Here is a 16529-nt window from a genome sequence, read left to right as displayed (position 1 = left end):
AGATGCATCTCGCCAGTCAGCGTGCGCAGGTGGTGAGGGTGAGCGGCTGTGAATTTGAGTTTGCGGCCGGTGAATGCATCCATACGGAGAACTGCTACAAGTATTCGCCCTCGGATTTCGTCAGGATGGCACATGCCGCAGGGTGGAGCAGTGTGCGGTCGTGGCACGATGACGGCAAGACGGGCTTTGCGGTCTACCTTCTGGCTCGCGAGGTCGAATGACTTTCGGTTAAGGCCGCCGCCTAGCGCTAGAGTTTTGCGGGTTCAGGCGACTCTTTTGCGCTCGACCAGTCTTTCAGATGCTCAACGAGCCAGCGGCCGGCGGGACCAGGAGGCGCTGCGGCTGGGTAGACGGCAGAAATGGTCAGCATGGTTCCAGCGCGCGGGACACCATCGACGTCAAGGGCGACCAGGTCACCGGAGTCGATGTCTTTCTCCACCATGTGAAGAGGCATCCCTCCCCAGCCGACACAGTCCTTGAGCAACGCATATTTCGTGGACAGATCGGCCAAGCGCCAGGTCGTAGACGATAGGACCCCGTAGTCGCGGCCAGCGAGCAGCTGTGAACGATCGGTCAAGACCAGTTGTACGTGCTTGGAGAGTTCCTTCTTGGGGATATGGCCCTCGAAGTTTGCAAGCGGGTGGCCACGCGCAGCAACCATCACCAACGGGACGGTGCCGAGGCGGTCAACAGCCAGCGACGCGAAGTCCATTGGGAGTGAGGCGAGGATTCCCAACGTGCAGCGCCCCTCCAGTACCGGCTGATACCCAGCACCCAAACCCTCCACGAAGATCCGTAACGGCGTCAACGGGAAGCGCTTGGCGAACGCTCTGGCTGCCTCGCTGATGGCGGCAGTAGGAAAGAAGACATCGAACACCACGGAGAGCTCGGCCTCGACTCCCGAGGCCATGAGCTTTGCCCGAGCTTTGAGGGTGTCAACACCCGACACGATGGCCCGCGCATCCGCAAGAAGGAGCACGCCTTCAGGTGTTAGTTTTGGGAAACGCCCTGACCTGTCGAATAGTGTGATGCCGATCTGCTCCTCCAAAGCACTCACCCAGCCACTGACTGCGGACTGCACGCGGTTCAAGCGTCGAGCCGCCGCGGAGAAGCTTCCTTCGTCCACCGCAGCGATGAATGTTCTGAGCTGGTCGAGCGATACGCCGTCGAGCATATAAGCCTTTATCTATCTCTGAGAGCGATGTCTCGCATCGCAATATACCGGATTCTCAGAGAGATCCCAGAGAATAAAGTCAGTCACGCTAGAGCGGACGGGGCAGAGCGGGGAATCGAACGTATCGGACGAAGCGGAAGTGTTCAGTGACCTAGGAGAGCTTGTATTGTCTCCTGGCTATGCGTGTAGCGGGATGCGGAGGTCGGGTACGGCAAAGTCCTTTTCAGTCTAGACAGCCGTCAGGCCGCCGTCGACCGGAAGGTCGATACCGGCGACGTAGCTGCTTTGGTCAGAGGCGAGGAATACCGCTGCGCAAGCGATCTCCTCGGGACGCGCCAAGCGCGCCAGAGGCGTCATCGCAGTGATCTGCTTCCTGGCTTCGGCGGCGCCTTCCTTGGACGGGAACTGCTCGTCGAACATCGGGGTGTCGACCGCGCCGGGGCTCAACACGTTGGTCCTGATCTTCCGACCCTTGAGCTCATTGGTCCAAGTCCGGGCGAACGAACGGAGCGCCGCTTTGCTGGCGCTATAGGTGCTGCGGCCGGGAAATCCTTTGTTCTTTCCGGCGGAAGCCACGAGGATGATGGAGGCCCCATCATTCAAGTGGGGCAGTGCCTTCTGAACGGTGAAATAAGTGCCGCGTGCGTTGGTGTTGAAGGTCTTGTCGAAGTGTTCCGGCGTGGCTTCGGGTGTCAGCGCCTTTTCGACAAAGGCCGCGCCGGCGAAAATCACATCGATCTTGCCTCTTTTCGCGACGGTCTCGTAAAGACGGTCGAGGTCTTCGAGCTTGGCGATGTCGGTCTTTACGCCGGTGACGTTCGAGCCGATCTCCGTGACGGCCTTGTCGAGCTCGGCCTGACGGCGGCCGGCGATAAACACGTAGGCGCCCTCTGCGACGAACCTCTTGGCGGTCGCGAGGCCGATGCCGCTGCTGCCGCCGGTGACGACGGCAATTTTGTTTTTCAGTTGAGGCATGTTGTTTCCTTCTCGGTTAGGCCGCCGGCGATCGACGGCGGGGTTCGACGCGGATGACACGCCTTGCTCTTTCGATCACGGACATTCGATTTATTTCCCCGTGCACCGCCGCGACCGTCACTCTGAGGCCAGCCAGGACCTTGTTTGCGGTCCTTTGCTCCCTTGATGTGCTGAAAAAAAAGCCTCATCTCTAAACCTAACACCATCGAAAATGCTGCAAGGCATTGCCTTCAGAGTTGCGACCAACCCCCATCGACCGGAAGTTCAGCGCCGGTCGTGAAGGTCGCGTCGAACGCGAGGAAGAGGACGGCCTTGGCGATCTCGTCCGACGTCCCGAAGCGCTTCATGGGGACCATACCGCTCGCATGTCCCCTCATCTGGGCGGCCGCATCTTTGTCGGGGAACGCCTTTTCGAGGATGCCCGTGTCGATGGGACCGGGCGTCACCGCGTTCACGCGAATATCCCGAGGAAGAAGCTCAGCGGCAAGCACCCGGGCGAATGATCGCAGCGCAGCCTTGGCGGCTCCGTATGTGGCTTGGCCGGGCATTCCCTTGACGTTCGCGATCGAGGTCGTGAGGACGACAGAGCCTCCCCGGTTGATCAGCGGCGCGAGCTTCTGCACCGCGAAAAACGGTCCCTTGGCGTTCAGGTTGAACATCTCGTCGTAGATGGCCTCGGTCACGCTCTCGAGAGGCGTTGGAATGCTGAACCCGGCGTTGACGAAAAGCAGGTCGAAGGTGTCGAACTCGGCCTTGACCCGAGAGGCGAGGACGTCGATGTCCGTCAACGACCGCGCATCGCTCGAAGCCACGATGGCGTTATTCCCAAGCTCTTTCTGTGCCGATTCCAGCCCAGCCTGCGATCGACCCGTCACTAGAACACGCGCGCCTCCATCGAGGAGCATCTTCGCCGTAGCGAGCCCCATGCCGCTGGTGCCGCCGATGATCACAACTTTTTTACCTTGATACCGTTCCATGTGTATTCTCCTTGCGACGCTGGGTCGCTTTGCTTATTTCGAACTGTTCGGTACGATAATAGGCACGATGACCGTGGTCAAGGATTTTTGAACTATTTATTTCAAAATACTGTAGGACCCCGTGGACAATCATGGAGCGCCGCAATCGCCTGCTGATTCGGCTTACCGGGATCAGCTCAGCCGCGATCGGGCTCTCCTGCAGCACACCGCTCTTACATTGCTGCGAAAGACGACGAAGTTTTTTCTATGTCACGACGAGCCGTTTTGTTTCGGCGGAGCCGACGGCGACGCGGGTCTGACAGGCGATAAATTGACGCCGGAGACATTGACGACGGCCTGCCAGGCGGCTTCCTGGTTGGCGCCATCGTGGAGGTGTGGGTGGCGCTGCGCCTCAATTGGGCCTGAGAACTTCCCTTGAGCCGAGGCGAAGAATTGCCCTGAGACGTCGGTTCCGAACTCCGACGCCTGGAGGTACCGACGGGCCGCGGTCTCTGGCGTCTGATTCATGCCAGGAACGAGGTTCACGATCGGGATAAACAGATACTTCAACAACGGGCCAGCGTTTCGCACCACCTTGGTGTCGGTCGCCCCACCGGGCGATACGGCGTACACGGCCATGCCGGAGGGCAGCCGGCGGGCCAGCGCCGCGGTCCACCAAGCGATGATGAGCTTCGCGTCAGCATACGCATTGTTGGGCACGTACTTCACGTTCGGCCCGTTGCGCAGCAGGGCTTCCATAGCAGCGGTCAGGTCGCCCTGGTGGTATTTGGCAGCGAATGCGTCCACGTCGGTGTACTTGAACATGGGTACGCCCCCCCGGGCAGGCTCCGCGCCGGCGATAACAATCCGCGCGTTGGGGCTCAGCAGGTTGGCGCGAAGCAACCCGACAGTCAGTTGATGATGGCCGATCAGCGGGGCCTGAGAAGCCTCAACGCCCGCCGCAGTGATCACGCGCTTCTTGGTTGGGACTAATCCGGCATTGAGCAGCAGGAAATCGACCGGCCGACCTTGTTTGACTAGGTCGGCGAGCGCAGACTGGACGCTGGCCGGCGTGTCCAGCTCCAGCTCCAGCGGCGTGAAGACCTGTCTTTTAGTTTCCGCTGCGAGTTGAGCGGCCGCTTCCTTGGCCCGAGCCAGGCTGCGTCCGGTGATGATGATCTCGCGCCAGCCCTCTCCGGCAAGAGTGCGAGCTGCGGCATAGCCGAGCCCGGAGGTGGCGCCGGTGACAAGCGCGATCGAATGTTCCATAGGCGTCTCCGTGTGGTGAGGGGTGAAGGCCGAGTCGTGAGGCCCCGCAGGGCCAGGACCGACTTGCTATTTTCGAACTATTCAGTTATATATTGGTGCAATGAAATTTGTCAATGAGTTTTGAACCAAATGATTCAAAATACCGCAAGGCCAGTGGGTCGACCGCGCACCTTCGACGAGACGGGGGCGCTGGAAAAGGCGACTCAGGTGTTCTGGTCGAAAGGCTACGACGGAGTGACGATTGACGATCTCGTCGCCGGGATGGGTGTGGGACGGCCGAGCCTGTATGCCGTCTTCGGGGACAAGCGGGCGATATTTTTGCGCGCCCTCAAGGCGTATGCAGAGAGGAAGGGCGCATCAGCCGCGAAGGCACTCCTCTCGCCACAGAGTCTTCGCGACTCGATCGCGAGCTTTCTGAGGTACGCCGTCGAAAGTGCGACCGAGAAAGGGTCCGCTCGGGGCTGCCTTATGATTTGCGTCGCACCGCTTGTGAACGACGCCGAGGTTCAGCGGTTCCTGCAAAGCGCGGTCGCGGGCGGCGCGACGCTGGTGGAGCGCCGTTTCCGGGACGGGATCAGCGCGGGAGAAATCCCTTCTGACTTTCCCGTAGCCGCGCGCGCAACCCAAGTCACGGATTTAGCGCGTGGGCTGACCATGCGAGCGCAGCTAGGCACGCCGCGCAAGACGCTCCTCAAAGATGCTGAGGAAGCGGCCGACTTGGTGCTCCTGCCGCGGCGCGGCTGACGGGTTATCGGAACCAATTCACTGAGCAATGACGACGACAACTGACGTGAGCGGCGGACCCGGGGTGTTTCGTCGTCTGATGAAAAAAGTGGCGATGTGGTCAGAAGCACTGAATTACTCGGGCATTGACTACACCCTGGACCGGATAGCTTTTATCGAGCGGGAATTAGCAGAAGTCAAGGATCGGATGCGTCAATTCGAAGCGTCACAGCATGAGCCGCCAGATGTGCCTCCGATGCGCCGACCCGCTGAGTGAGGGGTTCGGCGTGCTCGCCAATGCGGGGAGGCTTTTTCCTCGAAAGAAGCGGCGTTGCGCTACGCCGATGACGCTTTGCACGGGGGTCAATTCGCCTCTCGATGCCGGTGTCAGGCCTTAGATGGCGCTAAAGCTTTCGTGCGCGGACGCCGAAAACCAGTCCATGAAAAACAATAAACCCCTCGAAATCATCCTCGGCGGCTCGGTGGACATGGAAGCGCAGTCCCTCGGCCTGTCGGTGGCGGCGATCCGCAAGGCCCGGGGCAAGAAGAACCCTGACGACTTCCCCGTCGATTCCCCTGAATGGCATCGAGTGTGCGAGGAATTCGTCGATGACGTGTATGTGGCGCTCGGCGGAGATCCGAACGACATGTCGGACGATTTCACATTTTTCGAGCTTGGCTACGAGAGCGAAGAAGCCTATCAGCAGGCGCTGGAAGAAGAGCGCCGCAACCAACCTAGGCGAACGTTGGCGGATCTTCAACTCGGCGCGTTCCGCATGGCGTGCCCCTGTTTCGCATGCGATCATGCTCGCTTAACGGACGGGGGGCGATGTGAAGGCGATCTACCCGGAAACATTGAGAGATCTCGCTGATCGCTGGACGGTTCTGATCAACCAGATCAACCGTCACGAACCAAATCACTATCCCGACGAGCTCTGGATGAACGTGGCCATGCTCATCCCTAAACCTCACCGGCTCGCGGATGTTGCGAGGACTCTGCGATCCTGATCATCCGCGGCGTGCTGTGTCGTTGAGCACACGCCCAGTCGGTTATTCCTGGCACCGGTCTAGGTCTCGCGATCGTCAAGGAGCTTTGCAGGGTGTTAAGCGGGCAGATCGATTTTGTCTCCCGCGAAGGCGTAGGGACCATATTCGAAATCCGCTTTCCGCTGATTCCGGCAAAACCGCAATGAGCGTGCTGCCGACTAAATATCGATATGACTGATCGTACTGTTTCACTGTCATCTGCTCCGCGCTGACCAACTGCTGCATTTTTATCGAGGACTTCTAGCAAAACGCCGCGACTCGAAGGTACAAATAAAAAGAGGCAAAGTTGTCCATGGCGTTTTCTTCATGGTCGTCGACAAGTAATAAACACCGAGAGCAATAAAGCACGGTAAAAACATCGCGATACTGGCACTATTTTCCTTTATCCCTTGCGTGCCCGGCCGGTGCGGCAAAACGTCCCTCAATTCTCAATATCAAGTCTTTAAACTGATCTAAAGAATCAAATCATGTTTAACGTTTGCCACGGATATCCGGACCAAGTCTCAACGGGCATACTCTCTCCCACAATAAAGCAGTGAGAGAAAACCATGGGTGGGGAAAAGAGGGCACTTTACTATGTTGGTTGGGCGCTCGACGAGCGTTTGCACGCCCGTCTTCACGAGCGTTCCTGGACCGTCGAGCCGATCGAACCCGGCATCGTGCCGAAGACAACGCACCAGCCTATATATGTTGGAATTCTGGATTTTTCCTCGCTTGAATTTCCGGCTGACGTTCCCTATCTTCATGCGCTGCTTGCTAACGCGCTTACTGGCTGGGTAGCACTCGGGTATCGCGCAGACCTGGATAATACAATCGTGCGCGGCCTGATTCGAGACTACTGCTTTGACTACATCACGCTGCCCACGTTGGATGATCGTCTGGTCGATGCGGTGGGCCATGCATATGGCATGGCTGCATTGCAGGTGAACGTACTGGGCGATGCAGCCGACGGTCATCTCGGAGGCGAAATGATCGGCTCCTGTGACGCAATGCTTTCTCTGTTCCGTGCCGTGCGCAAGGTCGCGATGACCGATGCGCCGGTCTTCATCTCGGGCGAATCAGGCACGGGCAAAGAACTGACCGCAGTAGCCATTCACGAACGTTCTTCTCGGCGAGAGCGGCCGTTCGTGGCCATCAATTGCGGTGCGATTCCCTCGCATCTCTTGCAGTCCGAGCTGTTCGGATACGAACGCGGTGCGTTTACCGGCGCGAATCAACGCAAGATCGGCCGCGTGGAAGCGGCTAACGGCGGCACGCTTTTCCTCGACGAAATAGGTGACCTACCGCTGGAAAGCCAAGCCAGCCTGCTGCGTTTTCTGCAGGAACGAAAGGTCGAGCGTCTCGGCGGACTTGCCTCCACGCCCGTAGACGTGCGCATTCTCTCGGCCACGCACGTCGACATGCAGACCGCGATGATCGAAGGACGGTTTCGAGCCGACCTGTATCACCGTCTTTGCGTGCTGCAACTCGATGAACCACCGCTGCGAGCGCGCGGAAAGGACATCGAATTGCTGGCGAAGCACATGCTTGACCGCTTCAAGAAGGACGCGAGCCGGCGTCTGCGGGGTTTCGCGCCCGATGCCATTGCCGCTATCCATAACTATGGCTGGCCGGGTAACGTGCGCGAGCTGATCAATCGCGTGCGCCGCGCCATCGTGATGTCGGAAGGGCGTCAGATCAGTGCGCGCGATCTCGAGCTTGGTGACTACGCCGAAGTTGCGCCGGTATCGCTGGCGCAGGCACGGGAAGTGGCGGAACGGCAGGCCATCGAACTCGCTTTGCTGCGCCATCGCGGGCGTCTTGGCGACGCCGCGCAGGAACTCGGCATTTCGCGTGTCACGCTGTATCGCTTGCTCAACGCGCATGGCTTGCGCGCCGATCTAAGCGCCGTGCTGGCGCAGGATGCGAGACCTGCCGCGTGATGTGCTGTCGCCATCCAGTGGCGGACTGCGTCGCACTCAGACGAGTTGTATTTCATGAATGAACCGTATGTTTTCGTGACCGGCCTGCATTCAGTAATGTCCCAGCTATCCCGGGTACGTGCCGACCTTGTCAGCAAAGCTGGCAAGGACATCCAGGTCGACACGCACGCGTACCGTTGTGACACGGTTGCGGGCTTGGATCGACTATTAACCGATATACGTGCAAGGCGTATCCGCGAGATCAGGATCACGGATTCGAAACTCGGCGCGCGACGGCTGGTCATCAACTACTTCGGCGCCTGAACTGACGTGCGGTGAATGTGCGCCTGCGGTGGGCACAAGCACCGTTTCTTTCGCTTACGCAAGCCGTCTGCGTGGGGATCCGCCACCAGCAAATGCGCCGAGTGTGGTGATCCCGCCGATACTAATAGTGCTGACCGTCGTGTCGACCCGGAGAGTCTGCATCTATCGCGCGGTCGCCGGATCACCCATCCTCACAGTTCGGTTTCGAAGAAACTGTCTAGCAAATCAGCGATTTGCCACATAGGGCAGGGTCTTCTGGAGTGTCCGTCGTATCCGGCGCTCTTGAGATGGTCCACGGATTCTTCCGGAGAAAAATTACTCAACGCGATCAGTAATCGCTTCGTCGCGCGTTCGCTGCAGCATAGATCCTTCGCGAAGTCGTAGTTTTTGGCACCGCCCACCCGTGTATCTAACAAGATGGCATGCGGGTCAGAAATCGCAATGCTTCCTCGCGCAGCGAACACGTCTGTCGAGAGAGTAGCGTTGAATCCTTTGAGTTCCAGGAGCAGGGTCATCGAACCGCCTACAGACCAATCCGCATGGACCACAAGAACTCTTCGGTCGTCCGCAGATACGTGAATGGTCTTTCGATTCCACAGGGCACACTGTAGCGAACTGCCTTCGTACGCGCGAAAACTCATGGCGACCTCGCGTTTGCTACAGTGGGCGAACGCTCGACCGTCCTCGAACTGTTGACTGGATAGACATCACGGATGCCGAATAACGTCAGGGAGTGTTTGGTAATTAACAGCTTCGCGATCCGTGAGCTGACAATGTCCACTCTGAGGCGACGCGGATCTCAACCGTGGGGCTAGCTCTGCGCTAAGGTTGAATGCGACTCCTCACTCGCCCTTTTGACCGCTCAAGTCGATACAAATAGTGATTAGCCTGACGTTTTGGTCGCAACCAAATGACTTGCGCATCGACGCATTCGTTTGCGTTTTCAGTGCGAATCGACTGACCGGTGAGTTGTCTCTGGATCGTTGCAACGAGGTCCGCAATGAAATCTGTTTGCGAGTATGCGTGCCTCGAAATCGATCGCATATATTTCCAGTATGATCGCAATCGTGACCAGGTCAAGAAGGACATGCGCCGATTTCGCCCGATTTTCTGTTTCTCATAGTCATCAATATGCACTACACGTGGCTTGCGCGCGGCCTCAACTAGTAAATACGGAGATCTGAAGTGACCCCTTGCGAATACCGAATGCCAGTGATGCTCACCGCGCTCGCCAAGGATGGTAGCAGCGAGTCACGCGTCGATTCGCGCAGCTCGCTTGCGGAGGTCTTGCGCTGATGGAATCAGAGTGCTATCGGGGGTACAGCATTTGGGGTCACGCTATCTTGCAACTAGACGACATTCTGCAGCTGGAGCGGTACGCCGGTAGCGGAACCATCACACGGAGCAACAAGCTCATCGAGGGCTCAGGCATCCTTGGGCATTTTGATAGCGAAGAGGCGGCGCAGGATGCCGGGCTTGACTGGGCGCGTGCGTGGGTGGATAGCCATGGTTGATATTCGCGCGATGCGATATCGCTCCAGCCCGTGCGGTAGTTCCATAAGCTGAATTGGTGTCGTTTGGAATCCGGTGTAAGCACAAGATTGGAAAACTTAGAGGCGGACTAGTCGAACCGAATATAACCGCGAGCGTACTACGCATCAACACATGGCACCGCTCGGACTCACTCGGATAGATACAGGCGGGTCGCCGTATAGGTGAGCTGGGCAGCGACCGTAGATGATGCGAGCAAGATCCATCTGCAAGTGAACGAGGAGAACAGGTGTCCTACATCCGGTCGAAGGAGGAGGCGCAACATTCTTGACGATTGGGTCACTGCACGAAAATCACGGCTCACTCGACAATGTCGCGGCACAATGAACCCTTACGTCGGAGTGGCTGGGTTGTGCTTGTGCGCCGACCGAGCGTGTCTCTTGTTGGGAAAGTCGACGGCCCGTTGCGGTCGATATTCCCAACAAGAGACACGGATCCCGGCGAATATCAAATCCATCGCATACCCAATGTTGGACGGGAAATGGCGATTTTCGTGGCAGCAGCAGTCGCGGGCTAGCAAAAACGGCGATCCGCCAGTACGGGCGTGCACGACACAAGTTCGTTCCTCGGAGACGACAGAGCAATCGGGATCGGTGCAGGAAAACCGAAATCCTATTTGCGAAAAACCGGGTTCCGTTTTTTGGCTTTCTCCGTCAATAAGTTTGCGACAATGCAAAGCTATACAAACCTGGAGATCGAAAAAGGTCGGCGCAGGCACATGCGGTGCTGTAAGCATACGCGAGGAGTTTTAATGCACCTGCCTTATAAGAAATCACGCTCGCATCCCTGGACCAACAGACGCATCCCGATAGATGGCGCGCGGATGCGAGTACTGGTCGTTGACGACAATCAAAGTGCCGCTGAGGCTCTGGCAACCTACCTGTCGTTTGAGATGATGGATTGTCAGACGGCGTTCGGAGGTCTTCAGGCGATTTCTGTGAGCATCGCCTGGAGCCCGCAGGTCATCATCATGGATATCTCGATGCCTGAGTTCACTGGTTTTGAAGCCGCTCTTGCGTTGCGCCGGGACCCGCGGACTAGCGAAAATGTGATCATTGCTTTTACCGCGCTGGATGAAGCAGAAGTGCTCCGCCATCTCACCGGAAACGAATTTGACGCGTACTGCCAGAAAGGTCAGCCGCCGACCCAATTGCTTGGCCTCATCACGGGCCTGACAAATAAAATGGGGTCATAGCACGCGTCCAATCCCGACTTGGAACGGCTAACCTGCGAAGGGGACTATACAAGCCAGCGATGAATGCTGCCGTGTCCTAACAACGTGTCACGCATAACATCGCACCTTGTTCCTCTTGAATGTTAGGGTCGGTAATAACGTTGAGTCGGTAATAACATCCTGTGAAAAAAAGTGTGAAACAATGAGGACTATCAAATTTCTCGAGCGTGTGCATGAGCGTCCAAATCCGCAATAACGTCCATGTGCAGGGTGACGGGCCTTCAACAATCGTTTTCGCGCACGGTTTCGGGTGCGATCAGAACATGTGGCGTCTCTTTGCCCCGAGCTTCTCGGGTCGCTATCAAACCATTTTGTTCGATCTCGTTGGCGGCGGCGACTCCGACCTCACAGCTTACGACCGAACGAAATATGGGTCGCTTCATGGCTATGCGGCAGATGTACTGGAGATTGTTGAAGAGTTTGCCGAGGGGCCGGTCATCTATGTTGGCCATTCCGTGAGCGCGATTATCGGCATGCTTGCTGCGATCAAGACACCGGAAAAGTTCACGGCCAACGTCATGATCGGCCCTTCACCCTCGTTCATCAATGATGGGGCTTACGCGGGCGGATTTACCCGTAGCGACATCGATGAGCTGCTCCAAACACTGGAAAGCAACTATTTGGGCTGGTCGAGCACGATGGCGCCAGCCATTATGGGAGCGCCGAACGGGCCCGAGATGAGTGCGGAGCTGACCAATAGCTTTTGTCGCACGAACCCCGAAATTGCCAAGCATTTCGCTCGAGTCACGTTTCTCGCTGACCATCGCGCGGATCTGTCAAAAATTACCACTCCAACGCTGATCGTTCAGTCAGACGACGATCTGCTTGCGCCAGTTGGTGTGGGGCAATACATGCACGAAAGGATTCCCAACAGCACATTGAGCATCGTCAAAAACGTAGGTCACTGTCCGCATCTGAGTGCACCAGGCCCAAGCAAACACGCAACCGAGGCTTTTTTGAAAAGTCTTGGGCTCTGAGATGGGCGGGGCCATGCTGCCGCTCAATTCCATCGAGGATGCTTATGAACAAGCCCCCTGCGGTCTTGTCACGACGACGATCGACGGCACCATTGTTCGCGCCAATGCCACGTTCTGTCGCTGGTGCGGATTCGCAGCGTTTGAATTGATCAACTGTCGTCGAATTCAGGACCTGCTGACTGTCGGCGGTAAGGTATTTCATCAAACGCATTGGGCGCCGTTGCTGCTGATGCAGCGCTCGGTGGCCGAAGTAAAGCTCGATATTCGCCACAGTGCCGGTCACAAAGTGCCGATGCTGATTAACGCTGTGCGCCGAGGCGTCGGCGACGCGCAATTTGACGACTTCGCGTTTGTCATCGTCACTGACCGCGACAAATACGAACAGGAGCTTCTTTCCACCCGCATGAAGGCGGAGGAGTCGCTGGAGGCAAGGAAGCAGGCCGAACTGGCGTTACAGGCGATCGATCGCCGCAAAGACGAATTTCTCGCGACGCTTGCTCACGAATTGCGCAATCCGCTGGCCCCGATCCAAGCAGTGGTCGAGCTGCTCAAGAACAAAGAATTTCAGGACCCTCAGGTGCTTTGGTCCCGCGGTGTGCTCGAGCGTCAAGTTGGCCAGATCGCGAGGCTAGTGGATGATCTGCTCGAGGTCTCGCGCGTTGCTGAAGGAAAGCTCGAGCTGCGACGCGAGCGAGTGGACCTGAACGCAGTCATACAACAATCGATAGAAAGCTCACGCGGTCTTATTGATGCGTCCTCGCATGCACTCACATTGAACTTGCCGGACAAGCCGATCATTCTCGATGCCGACCCTGGCCGGCTCACGCAGGTTATTCAGAATCTGGTCAATAACGCGGCCAAATACACGCCGACCGCCGGAATGATTGAGGTCGCTGCTGTACGTAACGGGGCCGAAGCAAAAGTGACTGTTCGGGATAACGGTATTGGAATCGCGGCCGAACATCTGCCCACCATTTTCGGAATTTTTGCGCAGCTAGGGAGCGGGCTTTCGCGCGCTCAAGGTGGTTTAGGCATTGGCTTGTCATTGGCGCGCGCCTTGGTCGAGCGTCACGGCGGCACGGTCGAAGCGGCGAGCAAAGGAATCGGTCAGGGAAGTGAGTTTGTGATCAGGCTGCCCATAACGCTTGACCAAATCGATCATCCGTCGGCTCAGAAAACCCCAACAACACCAGAAACCCCTGTTGGCAAACGTCGTCGTGTCTTGATTATCGACGATAGCGAGGATGCCGCGCTTAGCCTCGCCATGTTGCTGGAGATTGATGGGCACGATGTGAAAACAGCACACAACGGCGCTGCGGGAATGAAACTAACGCGCGAGTCGCCCGCTGAAATAATCCTTTTGGACATCGGCCTTCCCGACATCAGTGGCTACGAATTAGCGAAACAGATTCGGCAGCATTCCGACGGCCGCGAGATGTTGCTAATCGCGTTGACGGGTTGGGGCCAGGAACAAGACAAGCTTGACGCTGCTGCGGCGGGTTTTGATTTACACCTGACAAAACCAGTCGATTATTTAAAGCTGTTAGATATTCTCAATAGAGCGTGAAAATTGAGGGGGTAAGGAAACGCTAACGACCGTTTTTTGCTGACCTCTGAACCGGGTGTATTTGGTTTCTTGGCATGGGCATTTTTCGGGCAGTCGGTGCGCAGGGACGACGCTTATGTTTGGCGTAGCCTGTGGAACAGCGCTGGCACAGGGGCCGACAAGTTCCACGCAGATGAGTGGAGCGTCAGTGGGACAGCAGGCATCGAGTTCGATGGCGCAACCGTCAAACCGGCAATTGGCCCGGGATGTCAGGAGGGCGCTCAAAACAGCAGGAGGAATCTCTATGGCAGCGCTAACCGTGCGCGTGAAGAATGGCGTCGTGACGTTCGCTCGTACGGTACCGGCCAACGCCGAAGCGGCAAAAGCTGCTGAGGTTGCGAAGGGTGTTCCTGGGGTCGTTTCTGTCAGGAATAAGCTAACCGTAGACGCGCTGCTTCCAGGCGCAGATTCTGCACAGCCTTCGAGGTGTCTGCCCCGTCTCTTCACGGAATGCGCGAGTGAACTGCCGCACACTCAGATTGGCAGCTTCTGCGAGTCTGTCCACTGTCAGGGGAATGTGCAAATTGCTTTTCGCGTAGACCAATGCGGTCTGGATTCGATCCGTTTTGGCATCGAGATCCAGCTGCCCGCAATCGTGGGTCATGCGTTCACTCTAAGGCTGCGCACTATTGACTCCCCGCAGAGCGCAAGTTGACAAGCATATCTATTTAATTTGACATAAATAGAATGATCATTTTTAAGTATGTTAGGTATCCTTATTGATTAGCTGACAGGGATTGGATTAAGAGACGGAGTGCTTTCCAGTCTTCGAGCGATACACAATGTGCGTCGCCGGTTGCAGCGCCGTTGTCCACGAACTTAAATCACCTTCGGTCAGCCGAAAATTTCCGAAATCCGGAGACGTTTAACGACGTGATATCGAACTTACGCGCAGGTTGGCTCGAAGGGGCGGTCGTGAATGCGACCTTGAATTTGCGGAGCAGCATTCAGAGCATCGTATTCACTTGAGGAAGTAATTTCGGGTACATCGCTTGGACCAACTGCGCGCGGCGACCTAATAGTGTTTTGCTTCCGGGTATTCTGTTGCTATTCCTTGCGTCCCTCGATGCTTTTCCTTTCAAACTGGACGTAAATTCCCCGCCTCATTCTTTCGAATGGCGGTTCCGCGTCAACGCATCCCGTCGTTGATAAAACGCGGCAGAGACGCGAAAAATTACCTCTCTGCAAGAAAAGCCGCAGACGCCTGGCACGTCTCCTGTCGTAATAAAGTCGAGCCTGAAGCGATATTCCGTTCCCGTACCGGCACCCGCAGGGATTCTTTGACGCTGTTAGACCGATAATACGATTAAGTACGCTGGCGCGACGTGCTGCAGTATCTCGGAGCGCCGTTGTTCGTCCGCGTCGAATTCAACGAGCGGGCCCTTCGCGCCAGGCCGGTAACCGACGACAGTGCCAACGCGCTCGCGGTACCGCTTTGCGGAGCGGCTATCAAGCTGCTGGATTCTTTCGTCTGTTAGCTTGACTTGGGTCCCTAACTTAAGCCGCATCACTACCTCGTCCGTCGGTGTCTGACAAATAGGAGCGAAGCGACGGGCATTAGTTCAAACGACTTGCTCGCACTTGCGCGCGATTCATCGCGCGAAGTCAGCCACGCTTAGCCCAATCGTTTCGCCCGGTGTTGCGAGAAGTTTTCGGCTCACTATCGCCTCAATCCGATCGCGGCCGTGAACGTATGCATTTAGCAAGCGCGCATCGCTTGCGCCTGCAGGCACCCAGAAGTACACCTCCAACACCTCCCGCGCGATGGAGCATCGTACGGATCGTTCACGAAAATGAGCATCGAAGACGACCACCTTTCGGTCGCTGGAAACAACGGCGTCGGGGGAGATTCGAATATCCATAGCTGCAATGACCTATCGTACTTTTGAAGATGCGAGCCAAGGCCGCAATGACGCCGGCGTATCCGGTGCCTGGTTCGACAATTGGCGTGCTGGGTCGGGCCGGTTACCCTGAAAAGACTACCCCCCTCAGGTGACCGGATGTGCATGCACGTACCATCGTGCATTTATTCGTCCGCGTCTTGACGACCTAGGAGCGGTTGCGTTTCACAATTCCGCACGAGCTGGCGTAGGGCCGCGGCTTATGGTCCAAGCGCTTCGCAAAGGCGTCAGGTTGCGGGCCGAGCCGGTTGCGCTAGACTGACTCGAGCAACAGGAAGGAGACTCCAATGCGACGAAAAATGCTCAATGCCTCGCAACTACAGCAAGAGGTCAATCGGCGAATCCATCGACTGCAGGAAATCGTCGAGGATGGCGTGAAGATTCGGGTGCCGCGGCCGCAGCTACAGGAGCCTGACAAAACCGGCTGCAACTGGAACATGACTCATTTTGGCAACGCGGTCGGCTTCGACCGCGACATCGAGGGAGTGCTCAAGGCCGTGCGTGCGGAATACAACCTCAATACTGAATTGAAAGACACCGGGAACCCGTTCGGGGACTAATCGCAAAAGAGAGCACCACGGGCGGGCGCTAGCTGTTTGGCCCCGCAGCGGGAGCGCCGACCGTCTTAAGTTGCTGCCGCGGAGCAGGATGACAACAAGCTCTCAGCAGCCGCCCCAGCGCCGCGAGAGGTTGTGAACGTTTTTCCGCGCATAGCGTCGTCATGTCGCGACGCCATGTTTCAATTTCCTGGTTCTGCCGAGCATGTGAGACGAGTATGCCGAGATACATGGTCTTGCTCCCAACAATCAATCGGTATCGGAAACGACGGCGCGCAGCTTGCAGCGGCGACCTTGTACTCAGCATGCCCGACCAGCCGGCCCCGGGGTACCC

General features: G+C 57.2%; 17 protein-coding genes and 3 pseudogenes. 13 read left to right on the top strand and 7 right to left on the bottom strand.

Annotated elements, in window-relative coordinates:
* The first annotated feature begins 2 nt into the window (after positions 1-2).
* Complete coding sequence (locus ACSOSP_RS40435; RefSeq protein ID WP_455315568.1) at positions 3-221, top strand: L-histidine N(alpha)-methyltransferase; 219 nt, start codon at positions 3-5, stop codon at positions 219-221.
* A gap of 26 nt (positions 222-247) precedes the next feature.
* On the opposite strand, the gene ACSOSP_RS40430 is transcribed toward ACSOSP_RS40435, so the two are convergent.
* From ACSOSP_RS40430 to ACSOSP_RS40415, 4 genes are all read right to left on the bottom strand, one after another.
* Positions 248-1174 (bottom strand): LysR family transcriptional regulator, encoded by a 927-nt coding sequence (locus ACSOSP_RS40430; protein WP_455315567.1) that lies wholly within the window; start codon positions 1172-1174, stop codon positions 248-250.
* Between the two features lie 228 nt (positions 1175-1402).
* The gene (locus ACSOSP_RS40425) at positions 1403-2149 is read right to left on the bottom strand and encodes an SDR family NAD(P)-dependent oxidoreductase (protein WP_455315566.1); all 747 of its coding nucleotides are present in this window, start codon (positions 2147-2149) and stop codon (positions 1403-1405) included.
* A gap of 230 nt (positions 2150-2379) precedes the next feature.
* On the bottom strand, positions 2380-3126 hold the full coding sequence (locus ACSOSP_RS40420) for an SDR family oxidoreductase (protein WP_455315565.1): 747 nt from the start codon (positions 3124-3126) through the stop codon (positions 2380-2382).
* Between the two features lie 249 nt (positions 3127-3375).
* Positions 3376-4374 carry an SDR family NAD(P)-dependent oxidoreductase gene (locus ACSOSP_RS40415; RefSeq protein ID WP_455315564.1) on the bottom strand — a complete coding sequence of 333 codons (999 nt, stop codon included), beginning with the start codon at positions 4372-4374 and terminating at the stop codon, positions 3376-3378.
* A 129-nt stretch (positions 4375-4503) separates the two neighbouring features.
* On the opposite strand from ACSOSP_RS40415, the gene ACSOSP_RS40410 reads away from it, so the two are divergent.
* The 6 genes and pseudogenes from ACSOSP_RS40410 to ACSOSP_RS40385 all read left to right on the top strand — a co-directional run bounded on the left by ACSOSP_RS40410 (position 4504) and on the right by ACSOSP_RS40385 (position 8369).
* Positions 4504-5118 carry a TetR/AcrR family transcriptional regulator gene (locus tag ACSOSP_RS40410; RefSeq protein ID WP_455315563.1) on the top strand — a complete coding sequence of 205 codons (615 nt, stop codon included), beginning with the start codon at positions 4504-4506 and terminating at the stop codon, positions 5116-5118.
* Positions 5119-5146: 28 nt separating this feature from the next.
* On the top strand, positions 5147-5374 hold the full coding sequence (locus ACSOSP_RS40405; protein WP_455315562.1) for a hypothetical protein: 228 nt from the start codon (positions 5147-5149) through the stop codon (positions 5372-5374).
* Between the two features lie 163 nt (positions 5375-5537).
* The gene (locus ACSOSP_RS40400; RefSeq protein ID WP_455315561.1) at positions 5538-5969 is read left to right on the top strand and encodes a hypothetical protein; all 432 of its coding nucleotides are present in this window, start codon (positions 5538-5540) and stop codon (positions 5967-5969) included.
* A 180-nt stretch (positions 5970-6149) separates the two neighbouring features.
* A pseudogene (locus ACSOSP_RS40395) lies at positions 6150-6290 on the top strand (sensor histidine kinase); the annotation flags it as partial.
* 402 nt (positions 6291-6692) lie between these two features.
* Positions 6693-8066: a sigma 54-interacting transcriptional regulator gene (locus ACSOSP_RS40390; RefSeq protein ID WP_455315560.1), complete on the top strand. Its 1374-nt coding sequence runs from the start codon at positions 6693-6695 to the stop codon at positions 8064-8066.
* Between the two features lie 54 nt (positions 8067-8120).
* Positions 8121-8369 (top strand): hypothetical protein, encoded by a 249-nt coding sequence (locus ACSOSP_RS40385; RefSeq protein WP_455315559.1) that lies wholly within the window; start codon positions 8121-8123, stop codon positions 8367-8369.
* Between the two features lie 191 nt (positions 8370-8560).
* Here the strand turns inward: ACSOSP_RS40385 and ACSOSP_RS40380 are convergent, their stop codons facing one another.
* Entirely contained in the window at positions 8561-8884 is a 324-nt protein-coding gene (locus ACSOSP_RS40380; protein ID WP_455315558.1) for a histidine kinase, read from the bottom strand.
* A gap of 780 nt (positions 8885-9664) precedes the next feature.
* Here ACSOSP_RS40380 and ACSOSP_RS40375 point away from each other — a divergent pair.
* From ACSOSP_RS40375 to ACSOSP_RS40355, 5 genes and pseudogenes are all read left to right on the top strand, one after another.
* On the top strand, positions 9665-9883 hold the full coding sequence (locus ACSOSP_RS40375) for a hypothetical protein (RefSeq protein ID WP_455315557.1): 219 nt from the start codon (positions 9665-9667) through the stop codon (positions 9881-9883).
* Positions 9884-10671: 788 nt separating this feature from the next.
* The gene (locus ACSOSP_RS40370; protein WP_455315556.1) at positions 10672-11115 is read left to right on the top strand and encodes a response regulator; all 444 of its coding nucleotides are present in this window, start codon (positions 10672-10674) and stop codon (positions 11113-11115) included.
* Between the two features lie 212 nt (positions 11116-11327).
* On the top strand, positions 11328-12131 hold the full coding sequence (locus ACSOSP_RS40365; protein WP_455315555.1) for an alpha/beta fold hydrolase: 804 nt from the start codon (positions 11328-11330) through the stop codon (positions 12129-12131).
* 13 nt (positions 12132-12144) lie between these two features.
* On the top strand, positions 12145-13698 hold the full coding sequence (locus ACSOSP_RS40360) for an ATP-binding protein (RefSeq protein WP_455315554.1): 1554 nt from the start codon (positions 12145-12147) through the stop codon (positions 13696-13698).
* Between the two features lie 115 nt (positions 13699-13813).
* Positions 13814-14065 (top strand): annotated as a pseudogene (locus ACSOSP_RS40355) (hypothetical protein); the annotation flags it as partial.
* Between the two features lie 49 nt (positions 14066-14114).
* Here the strand turns inward: ACSOSP_RS40355 and ACSOSP_RS40350 are convergent.
* A pseudogene (locus ACSOSP_RS40350) lies at positions 14115-14320 on the bottom strand (helix-turn-helix domain-containing protein); the annotation flags it as partial.
* 1009 nt (positions 14321-15329) lie between these two features.
* Complete coding sequence (locus tag ACSOSP_RS40345) at positions 15330-15599, bottom strand: DUF1488 family protein (RefSeq protein ID WP_455315553.1); 270 nt, start codon at positions 15597-15599, stop codon at positions 15330-15332.
* A gap of 326 nt (positions 15600-15925) precedes the next feature.
* Between ACSOSP_RS40345 and ACSOSP_RS40340 the strand changes: the two genes are divergently transcribed.
* On the top strand, positions 15926-16198 hold the full coding sequence (locus ACSOSP_RS40340; protein ID WP_455315552.1) for a hypothetical protein: 273 nt from the start codon (positions 15926-15928) through the stop codon (positions 16196-16198).
* Positions 16199-16529 lie beyond the last annotated feature (331 nt).

The sequence above is a fragment of the Caballeronia sp. KNU42 genome (assembly GCF_053760385.1).
The sequence above is the reverse complement of the archived record's forward strand: the minus strand, read 5'-3'. Positions and strand labels throughout refer to the sequence as shown.

Excerpts from the sequence above, each read along its gene's own strand:
- ACSOSP_RS40435 (WP_455315568.1), top strand. The coding sequence starts at position 3 with ATGCATCTCGCCAGTCAGCGTGCGCAGGTGGTGAGGGTGAGCGGCTGT.
- ACSOSP_RS40430 (WP_455315567.1), bottom strand. The coding sequence starts at position 1,174 with ATGCTCGACGGCGTATCGCTCGACCAGCTCAGAACATTCATCGCTGCG.
- ACSOSP_RS40425 (WP_455315566.1), bottom strand. The coding sequence starts at position 2,149 with ATGCCTCAACTGAAAAACAAAATTGCCGTCGTCACCGGCGGCAGCAGC.
- ACSOSP_RS40420 (WP_455315565.1), bottom strand. The coding sequence starts at position 3,126 with ATGGAACGGTATCAAGGTAAAAAAGTTGTGATCATCGGCGGCACCAGC.
- ACSOSP_RS40415 (WP_455315564.1), bottom strand. The coding sequence starts at position 4,374 with ATGGAACATTCGATCGCGCTTGTCACCGGCGCCACCTCCGGGCTCGGC.
- ACSOSP_RS40410 (WP_455315563.1), top strand. The coding sequence starts at position 4,504 with ATGATTCAAAATACCGCAAGGCCAGTGGGTCGACCGCGCACCTTCGAC.
- ACSOSP_RS40405 (WP_455315562.1), top strand. The coding sequence starts at position 5,147 with ATGACGACGACAACTGACGTGAGCGGCGGACCCGGGGTGTTTCGTCGT.
- ACSOSP_RS40400 (WP_455315561.1), top strand. The coding sequence starts at position 5,538 with ATGAAAAACAATAAACCCCTCGAAATCATCCTCGGCGGCTCGGTGGAC.
- ACSOSP_RS40390 (WP_455315560.1), top strand. The coding sequence starts at position 6,693 with ATGGGTGGGGAAAAGAGGGCACTTTACTATGTTGGTTGGGCGCTCGAC.
- ACSOSP_RS40385 (WP_455315559.1), top strand. The coding sequence starts at position 8,121 with ATGAATGAACCGTATGTTTTCGTGACCGGCCTGCATTCAGTAATGTCC.
- ACSOSP_RS40380 (WP_455315558.1), bottom strand. The coding sequence starts at position 8,884 with ATGACCCTGCTCCTGGAACTCAAAGGATTCAACGCTACTCTCTCGACA.
- ACSOSP_RS40375 (WP_455315557.1), top strand. The coding sequence starts at position 9,665 with ATGGAATCAGAGTGCTATCGGGGGTACAGCATTTGGGGTCACGCTATC.
- ACSOSP_RS40370 (WP_455315556.1), top strand. The coding sequence starts at position 10,672 with ATGCACCTGCCTTATAAGAAATCACGCTCGCATCCCTGGACCAACAGA.
- ACSOSP_RS40365 (WP_455315555.1), top strand. The coding sequence starts at position 11,328 with ATGAGCGTCCAAATCCGCAATAACGTCCATGTGCAGGGTGACGGGCCT.
- ACSOSP_RS40360 (WP_455315554.1), top strand. The coding sequence starts at position 12,145 with ATGCTGCCGCTCAATTCCATCGAGGATGCTTATGAACAAGCCCCCTGC.
- ACSOSP_RS40345 (WP_455315553.1), bottom strand. The coding sequence starts at position 15,599 with ATGGATATTCGAATCTCCCCCGACGCCGTTGTTTCCAGCGACCGAAAG.
- ACSOSP_RS40340 (WP_455315552.1), top strand. The coding sequence starts at position 15,926 with ATGCGACGAAAAATGCTCAATGCCTCGCAACTACAGCAAGAGGTCAAT.